Source organism: Streptomyces sp. NPDC053542, assembly GCF_044544685.1.
In the GTDB taxonomy this organism is placed as follows: Bacteria; Actinomycetota; Actinomycetes; order Streptomycetales; family Streptomycetaceae; genus Streptomyces.
Genome location: NZ_JBITXL010000008.1, coordinates 321,717 through 339,011, shown reverse-complemented (window position 1 = coordinate 339,011; position 17,295 = coordinate 321,717). Strand labels below are relative to the sequence as shown.

10 protein-coding genes are annotated in these 17,295 nt (G+C 70.8%); 8 read left to right on the top strand and 2 right to left on the bottom strand.

All coding sequences use genetic code 11. The annotated features are described in order from the left end of the window. Positions 1-56 precede the first annotated feature (56 nt). Positions 57-941 carry a succinate--CoA ligase subunit alpha gene (gene sucD, locus ACIGXO_RS24150; RefSeq protein ID WP_399790409.1) on the bottom strand — a complete coding sequence of 295 codons (885 nt, stop codon included), beginning with the start codon at positions 939-941 and terminating at the stop codon, positions 57-59. A 21-nt stretch (positions 942-962) separates the two neighbouring features. Beyond that, entirely contained in the window at positions 963-2,141 is a 1,179-nt protein-coding gene (gene sucC, locus ACIGXO_RS24145) for an ADP-forming succinate--CoA ligase subunit beta (RefSeq protein WP_030254201.1), read from the bottom strand. 706 nt (positions 2,142-2,847) lie between these two features. Here sucC and ACIGXO_RS24140 point away from each other — a divergent pair. From ACIGXO_RS24140 to ACIGXO_RS24105, 8 genes are read left to right on the top strand one after another with little or no spacing between them, the layout of a single operon-like run. Then, positions 2,848-4,695, top strand: coding sequence for a phage tail sheath C-terminal domain-containing protein (locus ACIGXO_RS24140; protein WP_399790405.1), 1,848 nt, complete (start codon positions 2,848-2,850; stop codon positions 4,693-4,695). Positions 4,696-4,739: 44 nt separating this feature from the next. Next, complete coding sequence (locus ACIGXO_RS24135) at positions 4,740-5,264, top strand: phage tail protein (protein WP_030254205.1); 525 nt, start codon at positions 4,740-4,742, stop codon at positions 5,262-5,264. 47 nt (positions 5,265-5,311) lie between these two features. Then, positions 5,312-6,067, top strand: coding sequence for a hypothetical protein (locus ACIGXO_RS24130; RefSeq protein WP_399790403.1), 756 nt, complete (start codon positions 5,312-5,314; stop codon positions 6,065-6,067). Continuing rightward, on the top strand, positions 6,060-6,797 hold the full coding sequence (locus ACIGXO_RS24125) for a hypothetical protein (RefSeq protein ID WP_399790400.1): 738 nt from the start codon (positions 6,060-6,062) through the stop codon (positions 6,795-6,797). The genes ACIGXO_RS24130 and ACIGXO_RS24125 overlap by 8 nt, the downstream gene beginning before the upstream one ends. 46 nt (positions 6,798-6,843) lie before the next feature. Continuing rightward, positions 6,844-7,791 (top strand): DUF4255 domain-containing protein, encoded by a 948-nt coding sequence (locus ACIGXO_RS24120; protein WP_399790397.1) that lies wholly within the window; start codon positions 6,844-6,846, stop codon positions 7,789-7,791. Positions 7,792-7,823: 32 nt separating this feature from the next. Next, positions 7,824-9,881, top strand: coding sequence for an ATP-binding protein (locus ACIGXO_RS24115; protein ID WP_399790650.1), 2,058 nt, complete (start codon positions 7,824-7,826; stop codon positions 9,879-9,881). Further along, positions 9,872-10,168: a hypothetical protein gene (locus ACIGXO_RS24110; RefSeq protein WP_399790394.1), complete on the top strand. Its 297-nt coding sequence runs from the start codon at positions 9,872-9,874 to the stop codon at positions 10,166-10,168. Before ACIGXO_RS24115 ends, ACIGXO_RS24110 begins: the two co-directional genes overlap by 10 nt. After that, on the top strand, positions 10,165-17,295 hold the full coding sequence (locus tag ACIGXO_RS24105; RefSeq protein WP_399790392.1) for a DUF4157 domain-containing protein: 7,131 nt from the start codon (positions 10,165-10,167) through the stop codon (positions 17,293-17,295). The genes ACIGXO_RS24110 and ACIGXO_RS24105 overlap by 4 nt, the downstream gene beginning before the upstream one ends.

Genomic DNA, 17,295 nt, shown 5'->3' with positions numbered 1-17,295 from the left:
CTCGGAAAAGCTACGCGCGCGCCACGTCAGGGACGCAGTGCCGCGCCGCGCCGGATTCAGCCGGCGAGCAGCTCACGGGCGAGCTGGGCGGTCTCGGTCGGGGTCTTGCCGACCTTGACACCGGCGGCCTCGAGGGCCTCCTTCTTCGCCTGGGCGGTGCCGGAGGAGCCGGAGACGATGGCGCCGGCGTGGCCCATGGTCTTGCCCTCGGGCGCGGTGAAGCCCGCGACGTAGCCGACGACCGGCTTGGTGACGTTGGCCTTGATGTAGTCGGCCGCACGCTCCTCGGCGTCGCCGCCGATCTCACCGATCATGACGATCAGGTCGGTGTCGGGGTCCGCCTCGAACGCCTCGAGGGCGTCGATGTGGGTGGTGCCGATGACCGGGTCGCCACCGATGCCGACGGCCGACGAGAAGCCGATGTCACGGAGCTCGTACATCATCTGGTACGTCAGCGTGCCGGACTTCGAGACCAGGCCGATGCGGCCCGGCTTCGTGATGTCGCCCGGGATGATGCCGGCGTTGGACTGGCCCGGGGTGATGAGACCGGGGCAGTTCGGGCCGATGATGCGGGTCTTGTTGCCCTTGGCCTTCGCGTACGCCCAGAAGGCGGCGGAGTCGTGGACGGCGATGCCCTCGGTGATCACCACGGCGAGCGGGATCTCGGCGTCGATGGCCTCGATGACGGCGGCCTTGGAGAAGGCCGGCGGCACGAAGAGGACGGAGACGTTGGCGCCCGTCTTCTCCATGGCCTCCTTGACCGAGCCGAAGACCGGTACGGAGGTGCCGTCGAAGTCGACCTCGGTGCCGGCCTTGCGCGGGTTCACGCCGCCGACGATGTTCGTGCCGTCACCCAGCATGAGCTTGGTGTGCTTCATGCCCGTGGCACCGGTCATGCCCTGGACGATGACCTTGCTGTCCTTGTTGAGGAAGATAGCCATTGTTCTGGAGTCCCTCTTCCCTTACTTCGCAGCCGCGAGCTCGGCGGCCTTGTCGGCCGCGCCGTCCATGGTGTCCACGCGCTGCACGAGCGGGTGGTTCGCGTCCGACAGGATCTTGCGACCCAGCTCCGCGTTGTTGCCGTCCAGGCGGACGACCAGCGGCTTGTTGACGTCCTCGCCCTTGGACTTCAGCAGCTCCAGGGCCTGCACGATGCCGTTGGCGACCTCGTCGCACGCGGTGATGCCACCGAAGACGTTGACGAACACGGACTTGACGTCCGGGTCGCCGAGGATGATCTCCAGGCCGTTCGCCATGACCTCGGCGGAGGCGCCGCCACCGATGTCGAGGAAGTTGGCGGGCTTGACGCCGGAGTGCTTCTCACCGGCGTACGCGACGACGTCCAGGGTGCTCATGACGAGACCCGCGCCGTTGCCGATGATGCCGACCTGGCCGTCGAGCTTGACGTAGTTCAGGCCCTTGGCCTTGGCGGCAGCCTCGAGCGGGTTGGCTGCGGCCTTGTCCTCGAGGGCCTCGTGCTCCGGCTGGCGGAACTCGGCGTTGGCGTCCAGGGACACCTTGCCGTCCAGCGCCAGGATGTCACCGGAGGCGACCTTGGCGAGCGGGTTGACCTCGACGAGGAGGGCGTCCTCGGCCACGAAGGTGTCCCACAGGGTCACCATGACCTCGGCGACCTTCTCGGCGACCTCGGCCGGGAACTTCGCCTGGGCGACGATCTCGCGGGCCTTCTCGATGGTCACACCCTCGATGGAGTCGACCGGAACCTTCGCGAGGGCCTCGGGGGTCTTCTCCGCGACCTCCTCGATGTCCATGCCGCCCTGCACCGAGGCCATGGCCAGGAAGGTGCGGTTGGTGCGGTCGAGGAGGTACGAGACGTAGTACTCCTCGAGGATTTCCGGAGCGGTCTCCGCGATCATCACCTTGTGGACCGTGTGGCCCTTGATGTCCATCCCGAGGATGTCCGTCGCGCGAGCGACGGCCTCGTCCGGGGTGGCGGCCAGCTTCACACCGCCGGCCTTGCCGCGGCCGCCGACCTTCACCTGGGCCTTGACGACAGACTTGCCGCCCAGCCGCTCGGTCGCCTCGCGGGCTGCCTCAGGCGTGTCAATGACTTCACCGGCCAGCACCGGTACACCGTGCTTGGCGAAGAGGTCCCTCGCCTGGTACTCGAACAGGTCCACGCGCGTCCGTCCCTTTGCTTCTCAAATAGCCACGAGTCGTGGTGATCGCGGTTCGTTGTCTGCGCGGGCGTGCCGCGAGGGCAGGGTGACAACGCAGTCACAGCAAGGGCGTACATCGTCAGCCGGTACGCGGCATGTCCGTCTCGCAGGTTATCCCCGCTGCACCGGCCCTCCTAAATCGCAGATCACACTGCGGCGGTGATTACCGTCACAGATCACGCGGACGGAGGCGCGCGTCACACCGGCCGGCCGGACCCGGCCGGATCTCGACGGTGGCCCGCACCGCCTCCTCACACGGAGTACACCCCTCCGCTGCCGGACCTCCCCGCACGGCGGGCAACCCGCGCCCGGTATGCACCGGGGCGCCCCGCTCACGGGCGGTACGGCCCGGACACGCACCGCAGCCGCCCGCTCACCGCGCCGTTCCGGCCCACACAACTCCTCCGCAAAAGCCGACCGGAACGCATCCTTGACCCCTCAACTCACCGCGCTGGAGACTGCGTTGTGCACTTACGCATCAGGAGTCACAGGCCGCTGTCACAAGCGGCGGCCTGGTCCCGGAAGACCGAAACTCACCGGGGCGGACGGGGGAGACTGATGAGCAGTGCGCGGCCGCGTAGGGGCGCGGTGGCGTCGGCTTGGCCACCTCCTCCCCACCTCCCTCTTGGTGCCCTCTTACTCGGTGCCTGAAGGGATTGGAGGGGGAATGCCGACAAACGCGACCTATCCCGGCGTCTACGTCGAAGAGCTTCCCAGCAGCGTCCGTACCATCGCCACCGTCACCACCTCGGTGACCGCCTTCGTGGGTCACACTCGCCGGGGCCCGCTCAACCACCCGGTGCGCGTCACCAGCTTCGCCGACTTCGAGCGCCGCTTCGGCGGCCTGACATCGAAGAGCCCGCTGAGCTACGCGGTACACCAGTTCTTCGGCAACGGCGGCACCGTCGCCGTGATCGTCCGGGCCGTCAAGGCGGGCACCGGCGAAGAGGCATGCACCACCCTGGAGTCCACCGAGGGGCACAGCGAGTGCCCGGTGCTGGAGGTGCACGCCAAGGAGCCCGGCGTCTGGGGCGACGGCCTGCGCGTCGCCGTCGACCACGACACCACGGCCTGTGAGGAGACCTTCAACCTCCAGGTCCTCGACGCCAAGGGCACGGCCCGCGAGTCCTACGGCAACCTGTCCATGGACCCCGAGAGCGGCCGGTACGCCGAGACCGTGATCAACGCCGGCTCCCAGCTGATCCGCGTCAAGGTCCTCGACGAGGGGCGCCCCGACCCCTCCGGCACGGTCTCCAAGCCGTTCGCGCACGACCTGCCCGACCTGGCCGTGGACCTCACCGTCAAGATCGGCGAGGTGGAGCGCGAGTTCACGCTCTACGACCCGGACCAGGACGGCGAGGCCCCCTGCACCGTCACCGAGCTCGCCCTCCTCCTGGAGCGCAAGCTGCGCGCGCTGCCGGACGCCCCGGGCAAGCACGCCTTCGCGGGCGCCCAGGTCACCGCCTTCGGCCGCCGCCTCCAGGTGGTCGCCGGGTCGGCCGACCCCGAGGACGTGGTCCGGTTCGTCGGCGAGTGCGCCAACGACCTGGGCCTGGAGGCATCGGTCAACCCGCCGGTCTTCCCGCTCTCCGGCGGCGTGGACGGCGACGCGCCGGGCCCGCGCGACATCATCGGCAGCGAGGCCCGCAAGACCGGTCTCCAGGCGTTGCGCGACGTCGACGACGTGAACCTGCTGTCGCTGCCGGAGCTCTCCGCGTACGAGAACACCGAGGACATGGTCACGGTGCTCTCCGCCGCCGAGCGGCTCTGCCAGGAGCGGCGCATCTTCCACCTCGTGGACGCGCCCTCGACCTGGGTCTCCGTGGACTCCGCGCGGGCCGGCATCGGCGCGCTGGACTCGGTCCGCGGCAACCACTCCGGGCTGTACTTCCCGCACCTCCAGCTCACCGACCCGCTCACCGGCCGGCTGCGCACCTTCCCGCCGTCCGGCGCCATCGCGGGCGTGATCGCCCGTACGGACGGCGAGCGCGGCGTGTGGAAGGCGCCGGCGGGCACCGAGGCGCGCCTCGCGGGCGTGCACTCCCTCTCGGTCAAGCTCACCGACCGGGAGAACGGCCTGCTCAACCCGCTCGGCATCAACTGCCTGCGCACCTTCCCGATGGTCGGCCCGGTGGTCTGGGGCGCCCGCACGCTGCAGGGCGCGGACGCGCTGGACAGCGAGTGGAAGTACGTACCGGTCCGCCGCCTCGCGCTGCACGTCGAGGAGTCCCTGCTGCGCGGCCTGCAGTGGGTGGTCTTCGAGCCCAACAACGAGCAGCTGTGGCAGCAGATCCGGCTCAACGCCTCGTCGTACCTGCACGGCCTCTTCCAGCAGGGCGCGTTCAAGGGCGGCACGCCGCGCGAGGCGTACTTCGTCAAGTGCGACAAGGACACCACGACCGCCGAGGACATCGACAACGGCATCGTCAACGTCGTCGTCGGCATCGCGCCGGTCAAGCCCGCGGAGTTCGTGATCGTCAAGATCCAGCAGATGGCCGGGCAGTTCGAGCTCTAGCCACGCACCCGTCAGCGAAGGAACCTAGGCAACGAAGGAAAACGATGGCTGAGTTCACCATCAACGCCCATCGCTTCGACCCGTACAAGAACTTCAAGTTCCTGGTCCTGTGGGACGGTCGGACGGTCGCGGGCATCAGCAAGATATCCCCGCTCAAGCGCACCACCGAAGTCGTCAAGCACCGGCACGGCGGCGACCCCAGCTCGCCGCGGAAGTCGCCCGGGCGCTCGGAGTTCGAGGGCATCACCCTGGAGCGCGGGGTCACCCACGACCCCGAGTTCGACCGCTGGGCCAACAAGGTCTGGCAGGTCGGCGCGGGCCTGGGCTCGGAGGTGTCGCTCGCGGACTTCCGCAAGGACATCGTCATCCAGGTCCTGAACGAGGCCGGCCAGGTCGCCGTCTCGCACAAGATCTACCGGGCCTGGCCGAGCGAGTACCAGGTGCTCGGCGAGATGGACGCCAACGCCAACGCGGTGGCGATCCAGAGCCTGAAGCTGGAGTGCGAGGGCTGGGAGCGGGACTACGAGGTCGAGGAGCCGCAGGAGCCCTCGTTCACGCACCCCGCCTGAGTCACCCCGTACCCGAGAAGAACGAGCACCACCGGACGAGGTGAGGAATGGCGGTCACCGGGCCCGCTGAGCTGCTGGCCACCTGGGAGGCCGGGCTGGCCCTCCAGGACAGCGGCCGTGCCCTGCTGCTGCACCGCGCCGCCCGCCCCGAGGCCGGCACCGACGCACTGCTGTCGGTGCCGGCCGGGGAACGGGCCGCCGACCTGTTCGCGCTGCGCCGCGCGCTCTTCGGCGACCGCATGCAGGTCAAGCTGGCGTGCGCGGACCCGGAGTGCGGCGAGGTGCTGGAGTTCGAGCTGGACGCGGCCGAGCTGGGCGCGGTCCGGCCCGCGCCGCCCGAGGACGGCCTGCGGGTCGCCGAGGACGGCTGGTCGGTGACGTTCCGGCTGCCCGCCGTCGCCGACCTCACCGAGGCCGCGGCCGCCGCCACGGACGCGGCGGACGCCCGGCGGCTGCTGGGCGCGCGCTGCGTGCTCACGGCGGTACGGAACGGCCGTACGGCGACGGAGGAGGAGTGCGCCCGGCTGCCGGAGGCGGTACTGAAACGGTTCGCCGAGGCGGTCGAGCAGGCCGACCCCGGCGCCGAGGTGACGCTGAACATCGCCTGCCCCGAGTGCGGCGCGGCCACCCCGGCCGAGCTGGACATCGCCGCGTACCTGTGGACCGAACTGGACGCCTGGGCGCGTGACGTGCTCCTGGACGTCCACCTGCTCGCCTCCGCCTACGGCTGGAGCGAGCCCGAGATCCTGGCGCTCAGCCCGCTGCGGCGCCGCTACTACCTGGAGCTGTGCGCAGATGTCTGACGACTACTTGGGGCGGCTGGTGGCGCGGTACGCGGTGCCGGGCGCGCCCGGCGGTGGTACGGGGGCGGCCCGGCGCACGCGCGTACAGCCGAGGCTCCCCGGCCCCTTCGAGCGCATCGAGGCACTGGGCGGCGCGCCCGCCGAGCCGCACGCCCCGGCCGCGCGGTACCCGCACGCCGCCCCGCCGGCCGCTCCCCCCGAACGGGGCGTTGTTGAACGCGTGTTGAGAACCACCGAACGGGAGACGACCGTGCTGCGGCCCGAACCCGCGCGCCCGTCCGCCGTGGAGCCCGCCGAGCGGCCCGTACCGCCGACGGCCCCGCTGCTGCGGCCCGCCGCCCGGCCGGAAGCGGGCCCGCGGCCCGCCGCACCCGAGGGGCAGCGCACCGGTACGCGGCGTGCGGGCGGCCGTCCGGAGGAGCCGGGGGCGCCCCGGCCCGCGGCCACGCCGGTGCGCGCGGAAACGGACGCCGCCCGGCGCGCCGTGGCGCCCGCGCTGCGCCCCCGTACGGAGGTGCCCGCGGCCCGCGACACGGCACGCGCCGCGGCCGCCGGGCGGCGCGGGCAGCGGCCGGCCGAGCGCGTCGTGCACGTACAGATCGGGCGGCTGGAGGTCAGCGCGGCCGGCCCGGACCGGCCGGCGACGGGCGCACGGGCGGGCCGCGCCGACCGCCGGGGGCCGGCCCTGAGCCTCGCCGACTACCTGGCTCGCGGGGAGAGGACGAGCTGACGCGCATGGCCACGACGACTTCACGGACTTCACCGGGACTGAACTCATGAGCAACGCACTCGCCGTCGCGACGGTCACCCAGGCCCTTGCGCTGCTGATCGAACACAATCTGCACCCCGAGATCGACATGGCCGTCTCGGTGGAGACCCGCAAGCCGCCGGCCGACCCGCCGACGGACCCGACGCTCACCGTCTTCTGCTACCAGGTCACGCACAACCCCTCCATGCGCAACAACGACCTGGTCACCCGCGCCCCCGACGGCACGCTGCTGAAGCGGTCGGCGGCGGCGCTGGACCTGCACTACGTGATCAGCGCGTACGGCGAGGAGACGGAGCTGGTCGGGCAGCGCCTGATCGGCAGCGTCGTACGCACGCTGCACGAGATCCCCGTCCTGCCCAAGGAGCTGATCGCGGAGGCGGCGCAGCGCCCGTACCTGGACGGCAGCGACCTCGCGGAGTCCCTGCAGAAGGTCCGCTTCACGCCCACCCAGATGGACGTCGACGAGACCTCGAAGCTGTGGGGGATGCTGCACAACACGCCGTACGCCCTGTCGGTGGTGTACCAGGCGTCGCTGGTCCTGCTGGACGGCCACGAGAAGCCGGCAGCGGCCAAGCCGGTCCGGAGGCCGGAGGTACGGGTGCTGCCGTTCGGGGCGCCGGGGGCGCCTGTGCCGCCTGCGCCGCCGGTGCCGCCGGAGGCGTCGGTACGGGGGGATGCGCCGGCTCGGCGCGAGGCGCCTTCCGAGGCGCGTTCGGGGACGCCTACGGAGGCGGCTTCCGAGACGCGTGCGGAGACGCGTTCCGAGGCGCCTTCCGAGGCGGCCGGGAAGCCCGCGAAGAAGGCGGCGGCGCCCGCTCCCGCTCCGGCCAGGCGGGCGGACGCCCAGAGCGACGCGAAGTCCGGTACCACGCCCGCACGTTCGCGCACCCGGACCCGCAAGGCGACCGGCGGCGCCAAGGGCGCCACACGTACGGACGACGGCAAGGAGAGCTGAGGCGGGTGCGCGAAGCGGGGGGAACCGAGGACATGGGCGAGCGCAAGGGAACCGGTACGGCGGACGGCGGCGCGCTGGCGGCGGCCGTACGGTCCGTACTGGCGCGCGTGGACGCCCATGCCGCGCGGGTCCGGGGAGCGGCGGCAACGGCCGAGGGGGCGGGAGCCGGGGGCGAGGCGGGAGCCGGGGACGAGGCGGGAGCCGAGGGCGAGGCGGGCGCCGGTGCCGTACGCGTGCCCGGTACGGCCGTCGAGCCCGCTCCCACCAGCCCCGGCGTCGCCACCCACCCCGGCGTCGCCACCCTCGACGCACTCGCCACCTGCTTCGGCCTCAGCGCCTTCGAGCAGGAGCTCGTCCTGCTCGCCGCCGCGGCCGAGCTCGACCCCACCACCGCTGCCCGCTGCGCCGCGGCGAGCGGCGACCCCACCCGTACGTACCCGACGTTCTCCCTCGCCCTGGCCGCCCTCGGCGACCCGCACTGGAGCGCCCTCACGCCCGTGGCGCCGCTCCGCCGCTGGCGCCTGATCGAGCTGGACGACGAGACGCGGCTGACCACCAGCCGGCTCCGCCTGGACGAGCGCATCCTGCACTTCCTGGTCGGCACGCCGTACCTGGACGCCAGGCTGCACGGCCTGCTCAGCCGCACCACCGCGCCCGCGTCCCTCCCTCCCTCGTACGACGCGGCCGCCGACCGCGTCGCGGCAGGCTGGTCCGGCGCGGGCCCCGAAGCGCCCCTCCGCGTAGAGCTGGTCGGCGCCGACCTGCGCACCCGCGCCGACATCGCGGCCACCGCGGCCCGCCGGTCCGGCCTCGGCCTGTACTCCATGGCGGCCGACGACATCCCCACCGACGCCGCCGAACGCGACCGCCTCGCCCGGCTCTGGCAGCGCGAGGCGATCCTGCTCCCCGCCGCCCTCCTGATCGAGGCCGGCGAGCTGGACCGCGAACAGCACGCGGCCGCCGACGCGTTCATCGCGGGCGCCGCCGTACCGCTGGTCGTCTCCAGCCAGGACCCGCGCCGGACCGGCCGCCCCCGCGGCGAACGCGTCACCGTCCCCAAACTCTCCGACGAGGAACACCTCACCCTCTGGACGGACGCCTTCGCCGACGTCCCCGAGGTGACCGACCGCCACCTCCAGTCCCTCGTCGCACAGTTCCAGCTCCCCCCGCACGTCGTGCGCCAGGCCGCCGCGACCGTACGCCGCGACCTGCCGCACTCCGACGTGCTGGACGGCGCGGAACTCGCCTGGCAGGCCGGCCTCACCGAGGCCCGGATGGGCCTGGACGAACTGGGCCGCCGCATCGAACCGCGCGCCGGCTGGGACGACCTGGTACTCGCCGACCGCCAGCTGCGCATCCTCCAGGAGATCGTCGCGCACGTACGCCGGCGCAGCACGGTCTACCAGGACTGGGGCTTCGCCAAGGCCCTGCGCAGCGGCCTCGGCGTCACCGCTCTCTTCGCGGGCGGCTCCGGCACCGGCAAGACCCTGGCCGCCGAAGTCATGGCCAAGGAACTGGGCCTCGACCTCTTCATCATCGACCTGTCCCAGGTCGTCAGCAAATACATCGGCGAAACCGAGAAGAACCTCAGCCGGGTCTTCGACGCGGCGGAGCGGGGCGGCGCCCTGCTGCTCTTCGACGAGGCGGACGCCCTCTTCGGCAAGCGCAGCGAGGTAAAAGACAGCCACGACCGCTACGCCAACCTCGAAGTCAGCTACCTCCTCATGCGCATGGAGGCATACCGGGGCCTCGCCGTCCTCACCACCAACATGAAGAAGGCCCTCGACTCGGCCTTCATGCGCCGCATCCGCTTCGTCGTCGACTTCCCCTTCCCGGGCGAGCGCGAGCGCGCCGAAATCTGGCGCCGCGTCCTGCCGCCCCAGGCCCCCACGAAGGGCATCGACCCGGCGCTGCTCGCACAGCTGACGGTCGCCGGCGGCTCGATCCGCAACATCGCCCTCTCCGGGGCCTTCCTCGCCGCCGAGGAGGGCGACCACCTCCAGATGCGCCACATGCTGGCGGCGGCCCGCACCGAATACCTGAAGCTGGAACGCTCCTTGACCCCGTCGGAGGTCCACGGATGGGTCTGAACGAGCACGAGCCGCAACCTTCTTTCCGGATCGACATCGGGGAACTGGTCCTGGACGGCTTCGACTCTCGCGTCGACCCGGACCGTCTCATGACGTCCTTCCAGCGCGAACTCACGCGGCTGGTGGGGGACCGCGGTGTGCCCCTGGCCTCCGACGGCACACCCGTACACCTCGACGCCCTCGCCGGCCTACCGCCCCTCCCCCGTACAACGTCCCCCGCCCGCCTGGGCGAGGCCCTGGCCCGCTCGGTCCACGCGGGCCTGACCGGACGAGGTGAACCCCGATGAGTACGCACTCCTCGTCCCAGGACACCAGCCAGTCCACCGCCGCCGAAAAGCGCCGCAAGCGCAGGGAACGCAACGCCAAGTCCCGCACCCCGGAGCCGAAGGACATCGTCAGCGGCGCCGGTCAGCCGCTCGACCTGAGCGTCCGCCGCGAGCTCGAAGAGCAGCTCGGCCACGACTTCAGCCAGGTCCGCCTGCACACGGACCGCGAGTCCGGGCAGCTGGCGGAGCTGATGGGCGCCGACGCCTTCGCCGTGGGCCAGGACATCTTCTTCCGCGAGGGCGCCTACCGCCCGGGCACGGCCGACGGCCAACGCCTGCTGGCCCATGAGCTCCTGCACACGGTCCAGAACCCGCACGGCCTGGGCGCCCTCCGCGCCGGCCGCGACCTGGGCTCCGTATCCCTCCCCCAGGAGACGATCGAGCGGGAGGCGGAGTCCGCGGCGCAGTCCTCCGTACTGGGTGCGCTGCAGGATTCCGTACGGACGGAAGAGCCCGCCGCCGAAATCGAGGAGGGCCGGGCCACGCCGGGCTGGCTCCGGTACGCGACGGTGGACGCGGATCGTTCCCGTATGGAGCAGGTCGACCCGGCCACGCTGGTGGACCGGCTGGCCAACGGTCTGCTCCGCTCGCTCCGAGGCGACCCGGAGGACCGTTCGCGCCGCGTGCGCCTGCAGCTGGCGCGGATGGCGCCGCAGGTGCAGGAGTCCGTGCTGGACCGCCTGGAGGTACGGCTGTCCACCCCCGATCTCGACCGGTTGCTGGACCTGGTCGAGGAAGTCGAGGAGGGACCGCTCCCGCTGGAGCCGGCCGTGGCACCCGAGCCCGTTCCCGATGAGATGGAGGTCATCGGGCAGGAACGGGCGAGCGCGGCTGCCGCCGCGCGCGACAAGCGCAAGAAGGACGAGAAGGAGAGCGACGGCCGCCGCAAGCGGGCCCAGCAGCGCAAGGACGCCGATCCCGCGGGGGACGGTGCGCCGGAACGGGGCGGGCAGTCGGCAGCAGGAGGCACCGGCACGGGGAAGGCTTCCGCTGCGGGGGCCAGGTCGTCGGCGGAGCGGCCCGCCGGGCAGGACACCGGAGCGGCTTCGGCCCGGCAGACGGAGCAGGCCCAGGCGAACCAGCAGGACAAGGACGCCGCCCAGCAGGCCGCCCAGAAGGACGAGGAGAGCGCGGCCCGGGGCCAGGAAGAGGACGCCCCGGAGCAGACGGAGGACGGGCCCGCTGCCGCGGACGCGGAGTCGCGGGGTGCCGGGGAGGAGCGCGAGGACGCGGCCGCCAAGGACAGCAGTTCCGACCCGGAGGCACTGGACAAGAGCGCGGCGGAGCCCGGCGAGAAGGAGCGGACCGCTGCCGACCCCGACGAGCGGCGCGGCAAGGGCGACCCCGAGAACGAAGAGGACGCCGACGACGAGCCGTTGGGCCTCGAGGAGGACTCGGCGGAGCTCGACGAGGACGATGAGGACGGCGCGGAGGACGAGGAAGACGCGGCCGACGATCCGGACTTGGCGGACGAGGAGGAGGCCGACTCCTCGGGCGCCGAGGGTGATCCTTCCGAGGACGGCCTGAACGGATCCGCCGCGTCCGACGCGAAGCAGCAGCGCCAGAACGACTCGGCCGCCGGCAAGCGGTCCGGCCCGCCCGGCGTGCTCGATTCCCCGGTCGACAAGGACCAGACGGACGAAGCCGCGCGACGGGCGGCGGACGGGCCCGGCGGGTCCGGGAGCCGCTCCCCCGAGGAGAAGCAGGAGGCCGACGACCGGCTCGCTGCCGACCTGGAGACCGATAAGTCGATCGAGCAGGAGATCGGGCCCGAGCCTGACGAGAAAGCCGAGGACAAGGTCGGCGAGGAGTCCGGCGAGCAGAGTTCGGACCCGGCGGACCCCGAGGACGCCGAAGAGGAGAAGCAGCTCGCCGCGGAACGGAAGGAAGACGCCGAGGCGAAGCGGCGGGACCAGGAGGCCCGTCACACCGAGGGCGGTACGGGCGGGTCGGCGTCCGGAACCGGCGGCGACACCACGGCACCGGACCGGCTGTCGAAGGCCGACGAGGACGCGCGCAAGCAGGCGGCCGGTTCGTCTTCGGAGTCCGCTACGGGGGCCGCCGCGGGGTCGGATTCGGGTACTGCCGCGGGTTCCGGTGACGGGAAGAGCACGAGCGGCTCGGCGGACAAGGACACGAAGCCGTCGAGCGGATCCGGCGAGAAGTCCGGTACGGATACCGGTACGGGCTCGGGCGCCGGGTCCGCCGCGGAGGCCGCCCCGGCGGGCGGATCGACGAGCGGGCCGGCCGCCGGCAAGGACGAGGACAAGGCGTCGGGCGGCGCGGCCTCGGACACGGGCGAGAAGTCCCAGGACGAGACGTCCGCGGAGCAGACCGCCGGTACGAAGGGTGCCTCGGAGGACAAGGCCGCGGCCGGCTCCACGGACGCCGCTCAGGGGAAGGCCGTTACCGAAGGGAAGGGGCCCGCGACCGTACCGGGTCCGGACGCCGGTCCGGACAAGGTCTCGGCGGCGGGTCCCGCGTTCGCGCCGAAGCTCTCACCGGGCAAGGGGACGGCCGCTCCGTCGGCCGCGGCGGGAGCCAAGGGCGGCGCCGCGCAGGGCGGCACCCCCGCGGCCGGGCAGGCCGCGAAGCCCGGGCCGGGAAAGCCGGCCGCGCGGCCGAAGGCAGCGGCCACCCCCAAGCAGCGCCAGACGGCCCGGCAGGCGGCCAAGAACGTCCGGCGCGGTGGTGGCGGGAGTGGTGGCCGCACGGCCCCGGCACCCGCCCGGGGCGGTGGCCGCGGGGGCGGCCGGGCCACGTCCGGTGCGGCGAAGCCCAAGAAGGACGCGCCGGCGCCCGACGTTTCCAAGAGCACGCCCGAGGCCGGGCTGGCCACGGTGGCGAAGCTCAAGCCGTACCAGATGCTCGAAACTTTCAAGGGCGTCAACAGCGCGGTGAGCAACTCGGTCGGCAAGGAACGGGCGGCGCTGCACAAGGGCCCGCCGAAGACGGAGCGCCCGACCGGGTCACCGCGGACGGTGCCGGGCGGTCCCACGCCCGCAGCTCCGGGGACATACACCAACGCCAAGGTCGCCCGTACCGACGCGGCCAAGGGCAAGACGCCCGAGATCAACGGCGAGCAGCGGCCGGAGGGGAAGCCGCCCGGCGCCGACGTACCGGAGCCGAGCTGGTGGGACATCCTCCTGACAATCGGCGGCGCGCTGCTCAAGAAGATCTTCCCGTTCGACGACTTGATCGACTCGATCATGGATCTGCCCAAGTCGGACGACGGCCTCAAGGGCGCGAAGGTGGGCGACGCGCCCGGCGTGCCGCTCCAGGACGACTCGGACCCGGCGCGTACGGACGAGCAGGGGCAGAAACTCGACGAGCGGAAGACCGAGCTGCACCAGGCCGGCCGCGAGGACGCGGCCCGGCCGATGGGCGAGGACCAGATCTATCCGGACGTCCCTTCGGAGACGCTGACCGGCAAGGTCCCCGGCGGGAAGAAGAAGGCCGGGCAGAAGGGCGGCGGTGCGGGCAAGGGGCCCGGTGGCGGCGTGCCGGTCGAGTCCGCCTCCGCCGTGGCCGAGCACGATCGCGGTCCGCAGATCCAGGCCGGTTTCACCGAGGGCCATCAGAAGATGGGCCAGGAGCGCAAGGACAAGGACAAGCGGGCCAAGGACGACAAGCAGAAGCACGACCAGGACCTGAAGCGCGAGGTCGACGCCAGCAGCAAGAAGCAGGCGGGCGAGCGCGAAAAGGGCCGGTCCACCATCGCCGACGCACGCGGCAAGTGGCGTAAGGAGCAGGACGACAAGGTCGCGGAGATCGACGACAAGAAGGGCAAGAAGTACGACAAGGTCCGTAAGGACATCGACGACAAGAACGAGCAGACCGACAAGGACGTCGACAAGCGCACCGAGGACGACAACAAGAAGGTCGACGACGAGCAGGACCGTGCGGAGAAGGACGCGGAGAAGAAGCAGGAGGACAAGAAGAAGGAGGCCGAGAAGGGGGACGGCGGGTTCCTCGACAGCCTCAAGCAGTGGTGGGAGAACCTCAAGAACGACATCAAGAACTTCTTCGAGCGGGCGCGCAAGGCCGTCACCGATCTGATCGACAAGTTCAAGCGCGAGGTCTTCAAACTCATTGACGACGTGCGCAACTGGGTCGTCAAGCAGATCAATGACTTCGCCGACGCGCTGATCGCCTTCGGCGACGAAATGCTCGCCGAATACCCGGCGATGCGCGACAAGTGGCGCAACACCATCAACGCCGGCCGTGACTATGCCGTCAAGAAGGTCAACGAGGCCGCCGACGCGCTCAAGGATGTCGCCGGCAAGCTGCTCGACGGCCTGTGCAGCGCCCTGATCGCCGGGCTGGACATGCTGGAGACCGGGCTGAACGCCGCCGTCGAGGTCGCGGAGACCGTCACGGTCAAGGCGGTGGAATTCGGGCAGGCGGTGGTCGCGGGGCTCGGCGAGTGGGCCGCCATCTTCAACGACATCGTCTCCGACCCGGGCGGCTGGATCAGCAAGGCCGGAGCCGCCGCCGAGACGGGCGCCAAGGAATATCTCTTCGACGAGATCAAGGCCGCCGTCAAGGAGTGGTTCAACCAGAAGGTCCAGGAAATCATCGGCATCCCGATGGAGGATTTCCAGGAACTGATCAGCGGCGGGGTGAGCGCCAAGGAGATGGGCCAGATGGCCTGGGACGAGGCGCTCCCCCAACTCCCCGTCATCATCGGCGTGATGGTGATGGAGAAGGTCGTCGCCAAGCTGATCCCGGGTGCGGGATGGGTCATGACCATCATCGACGCCCTCCAGACGGCCTGGGGAGCGCTGAGCGAGATCCTCGCCGCCTTCGGTCTCTTCATGGACTTCCTCAAGTCCGTCAAGAGCGGCAACGGCGCACGCCCCTTCGCAAAGGCCGTCGCGGCCGGTGTCGTCGCCCTCCTGGAGCTCATCTACCAGTTCCTGATCGAGGGCGTCAGCAGGTTCATGGGCGGTGTGACCCGCAAGCTCGGCGACATGCTCAAGAACCTGCGCAAGAAGAAGCGGCCCGACGGCGGCTCCGACGGGCCCGGCACGCCCGGCGCACCCGCCCAGAACAACCGTCCCGGGCAGAACGAGGGCCCCGGGCACAACAACCAGCACGGACCGGCCGACCGGCCGGGGCAGACTGCCCAGCCCGCTCGGCCCCGCCAGGCCGAGAAGCCGGGCGAGCCCGGCCAGACCGACAAGCCGGGCCAGCGCCCGGCCCCCCGCAAGCCCTCCCCGGACAAGACCTCCCGTCCGGAGCAGGGCCCGCGACCGGGGAAGCGTCCCTCCCCCGAAAAGAAGCCGCACCCCACTCAGCAGTCCAAGCCGAAGTCGAAAAAGAAGCCGGACGAGCACGAGCGCCGCGACGACGGACGTGAGGTCAACGCGGCCCGCCGCCGCGCGAACGACGCGAAGCGCAAGCAGCACGACGAAGACAAGGCACGCCCCGGCAAGCCCCGTCGCGGCCCGGCTCGCGACACCCTCCGCAAGAAGCGCCGCCCCGATGGCCGCCACCTGGACAGGAAGCGGGACCGCGACAAGGACAGGACCGAGGACCTGCTTCGCAAGAAGAAGCAGAAGCACGACGACAAGGGCCACGACAAGGACCGCGACAAGGACGGCAAGAAAAAGGTCAGCACCAAGAAGCGGCCGCGCAAGCCCGAGTCCCGCACCCGCCGCAAGCTCCGCCGAGCACGCCAGACCATCAAGTCCGCGGTGAACAGAGCCCGCCGCGCCGCCCGCCGCCTCTTCGGCAAGGGCCGCAAACTGGGCCGCAAACTCAACAACCGCACACACCGCCTGCGCGACCAGTGGCGCCGCCGCCGCGACCGGCTGCGGCGCGATCGCAGTCGCCGGCGAAACCGCCGGCGCGACCGCAAACGCGAGGACAACAGCACAAAGGAAGTCGACCTGCCGAAGGTGCGGTTCCGCGACGTGGAGGACGGCGAAGCACACACGCTGTCGTTCCACGGCCGGGGACCGCATGCGCCCCTCTATATCCACAGCACGCCGCAAGAGGTGCCGGCGTTCACCGCCGACTGGCAGCGGGACATAGGGGAGGCGGCGGACGACCCTGACACAAAGAAGCAGCAGAAGCTCCTCGCGGAAGCCAATAACTGGTACACGAAGGCGAAAACGACCCAGAAGGGAATCCCGACGAGGACGCAGGCGAAGGAAAGCGAAACCAAGAAGAAAGAAAGGGCGGACCGGCTGGCGAAACTCCGGGAGGAGATGCAGAAGTTCAGCAATGCCGCCAGCCAGCGAAAGTACTACGACATTCCCACGCCCGCGGAATACCATAAATCCCCGGGTTTCCAGGACTTCAGCAACCCTGCAACAACCAAACGCGGGACAGAAGAGTATCGCTCGGACTTCCTCGGGACGCCCTCCAAAACCATCTTCGGCGGCCAGGGAGAGGACGCCAGCAAGGCGAAGAAGGGCCCGAACGGGCAGCCGCCCGGATGGAACTATGTCACGTCAAAAAAGCTGAGCCAAGGCGCCGCCTGGGTGAAGATGCACCTGCTCCCGGAGCGCCTGGGAGGCAAGGCAACGGGGAACAACCTGGTCCCCGCCCGTGGCCCCTCGACCAATATCGCGTTCTTGAACAACATCGAGGACATCGCCTATCACGCCATCCCGAAATCGCACAGAATCATCTGGTACGAGACCAAGGTGGAGTTCAATCACGCGAACTTCCCCAATTTCCCCAGCCACATACAGGCGAAGTACGGAGGATACGACCCGACTCCCGGCACCTCCGGAAAGAACAAGGGCGACTGGACACCGAGAAAAACTGCAGAGAAGCAGTACAACCAGTCCCCCAAACCGCCGTCCGAGGACGAAGAAGGCATGCTGGCAATCAATCACGCCGGCCATCAGAACCTGGAGGACATGCTAGGCGTCAAGAGGAGCATTGCCGACCACCTCATCGACGTGCGCGGAGCGCTGAAGGAGAAGGGCGAAACATTCACCAGCTACACCCAGGTCGAGGATCTGATGTGGGACCTCAAGGACAGCAAGAAAAAGGGCGCCATGCCAGAGCTCGGCCTCCTGCTCAGGAGCCTCAAAAAGCTGGACGACGATCTTAAAGTCGACTGGAGCTAA

Bases quoted from the DNA above. Each gene is read 5' to 3' on its own strand.
- sucD (WP_399790409.1), bottom strand. From the start codon at position 941: ATGGCTATCTTCCTCAACAAGGACAGCAAGGTCATCGTCCAGGGCATG.
- ACIGXO_RS24140 (WP_399790405.1), top strand. From the start codon at position 2,848: ATGCCGACAAACGCGACCTATCCCGGCGTCTACGTCGAAGAGCTTCCC.
- ACIGXO_RS24135 (WP_030254205.1), top strand. From the start codon at position 4,740: ATGGCTGAGTTCACCATCAACGCCCATCGCTTCGACCCGTACAAGAAC.
- ACIGXO_RS24130 (WP_399790403.1), top strand. From the start codon at position 5,312: ATGGCGGTCACCGGGCCCGCTGAGCTGCTGGCCACCTGGGAGGCCGGG.
- ACIGXO_RS24125 (WP_399790400.1), top strand. From the start codon at position 6,060: ATGTCTGACGACTACTTGGGGCGGCTGGTGGCGCGGTACGCGGTGCCG.
- ACIGXO_RS24120 (WP_399790397.1), top strand. From the start codon at position 6,844: ATGAGCAACGCACTCGCCGTCGCGACGGTCACCCAGGCCCTTGCGCTG.
- ACIGXO_RS24115 (WP_399790650.1), top strand. From the start codon at position 7,824: ATGGGCGAGCGCAAGGGAACCGGTACGGCGGACGGCGGCGCGCTGGCG.
- ACIGXO_RS24110 (WP_399790394.1), top strand. From the start codon at position 9,872: ATGGGTCTGAACGAGCACGAGCCGCAACCTTCTTTCCGGATCGACATC.
- ACIGXO_RS24105 (WP_399790392.1), top strand. From the start codon at position 10,165: ATGAGTACGCACTCCTCGTCCCAGGACACCAGCCAGTCCACCGCCGCC.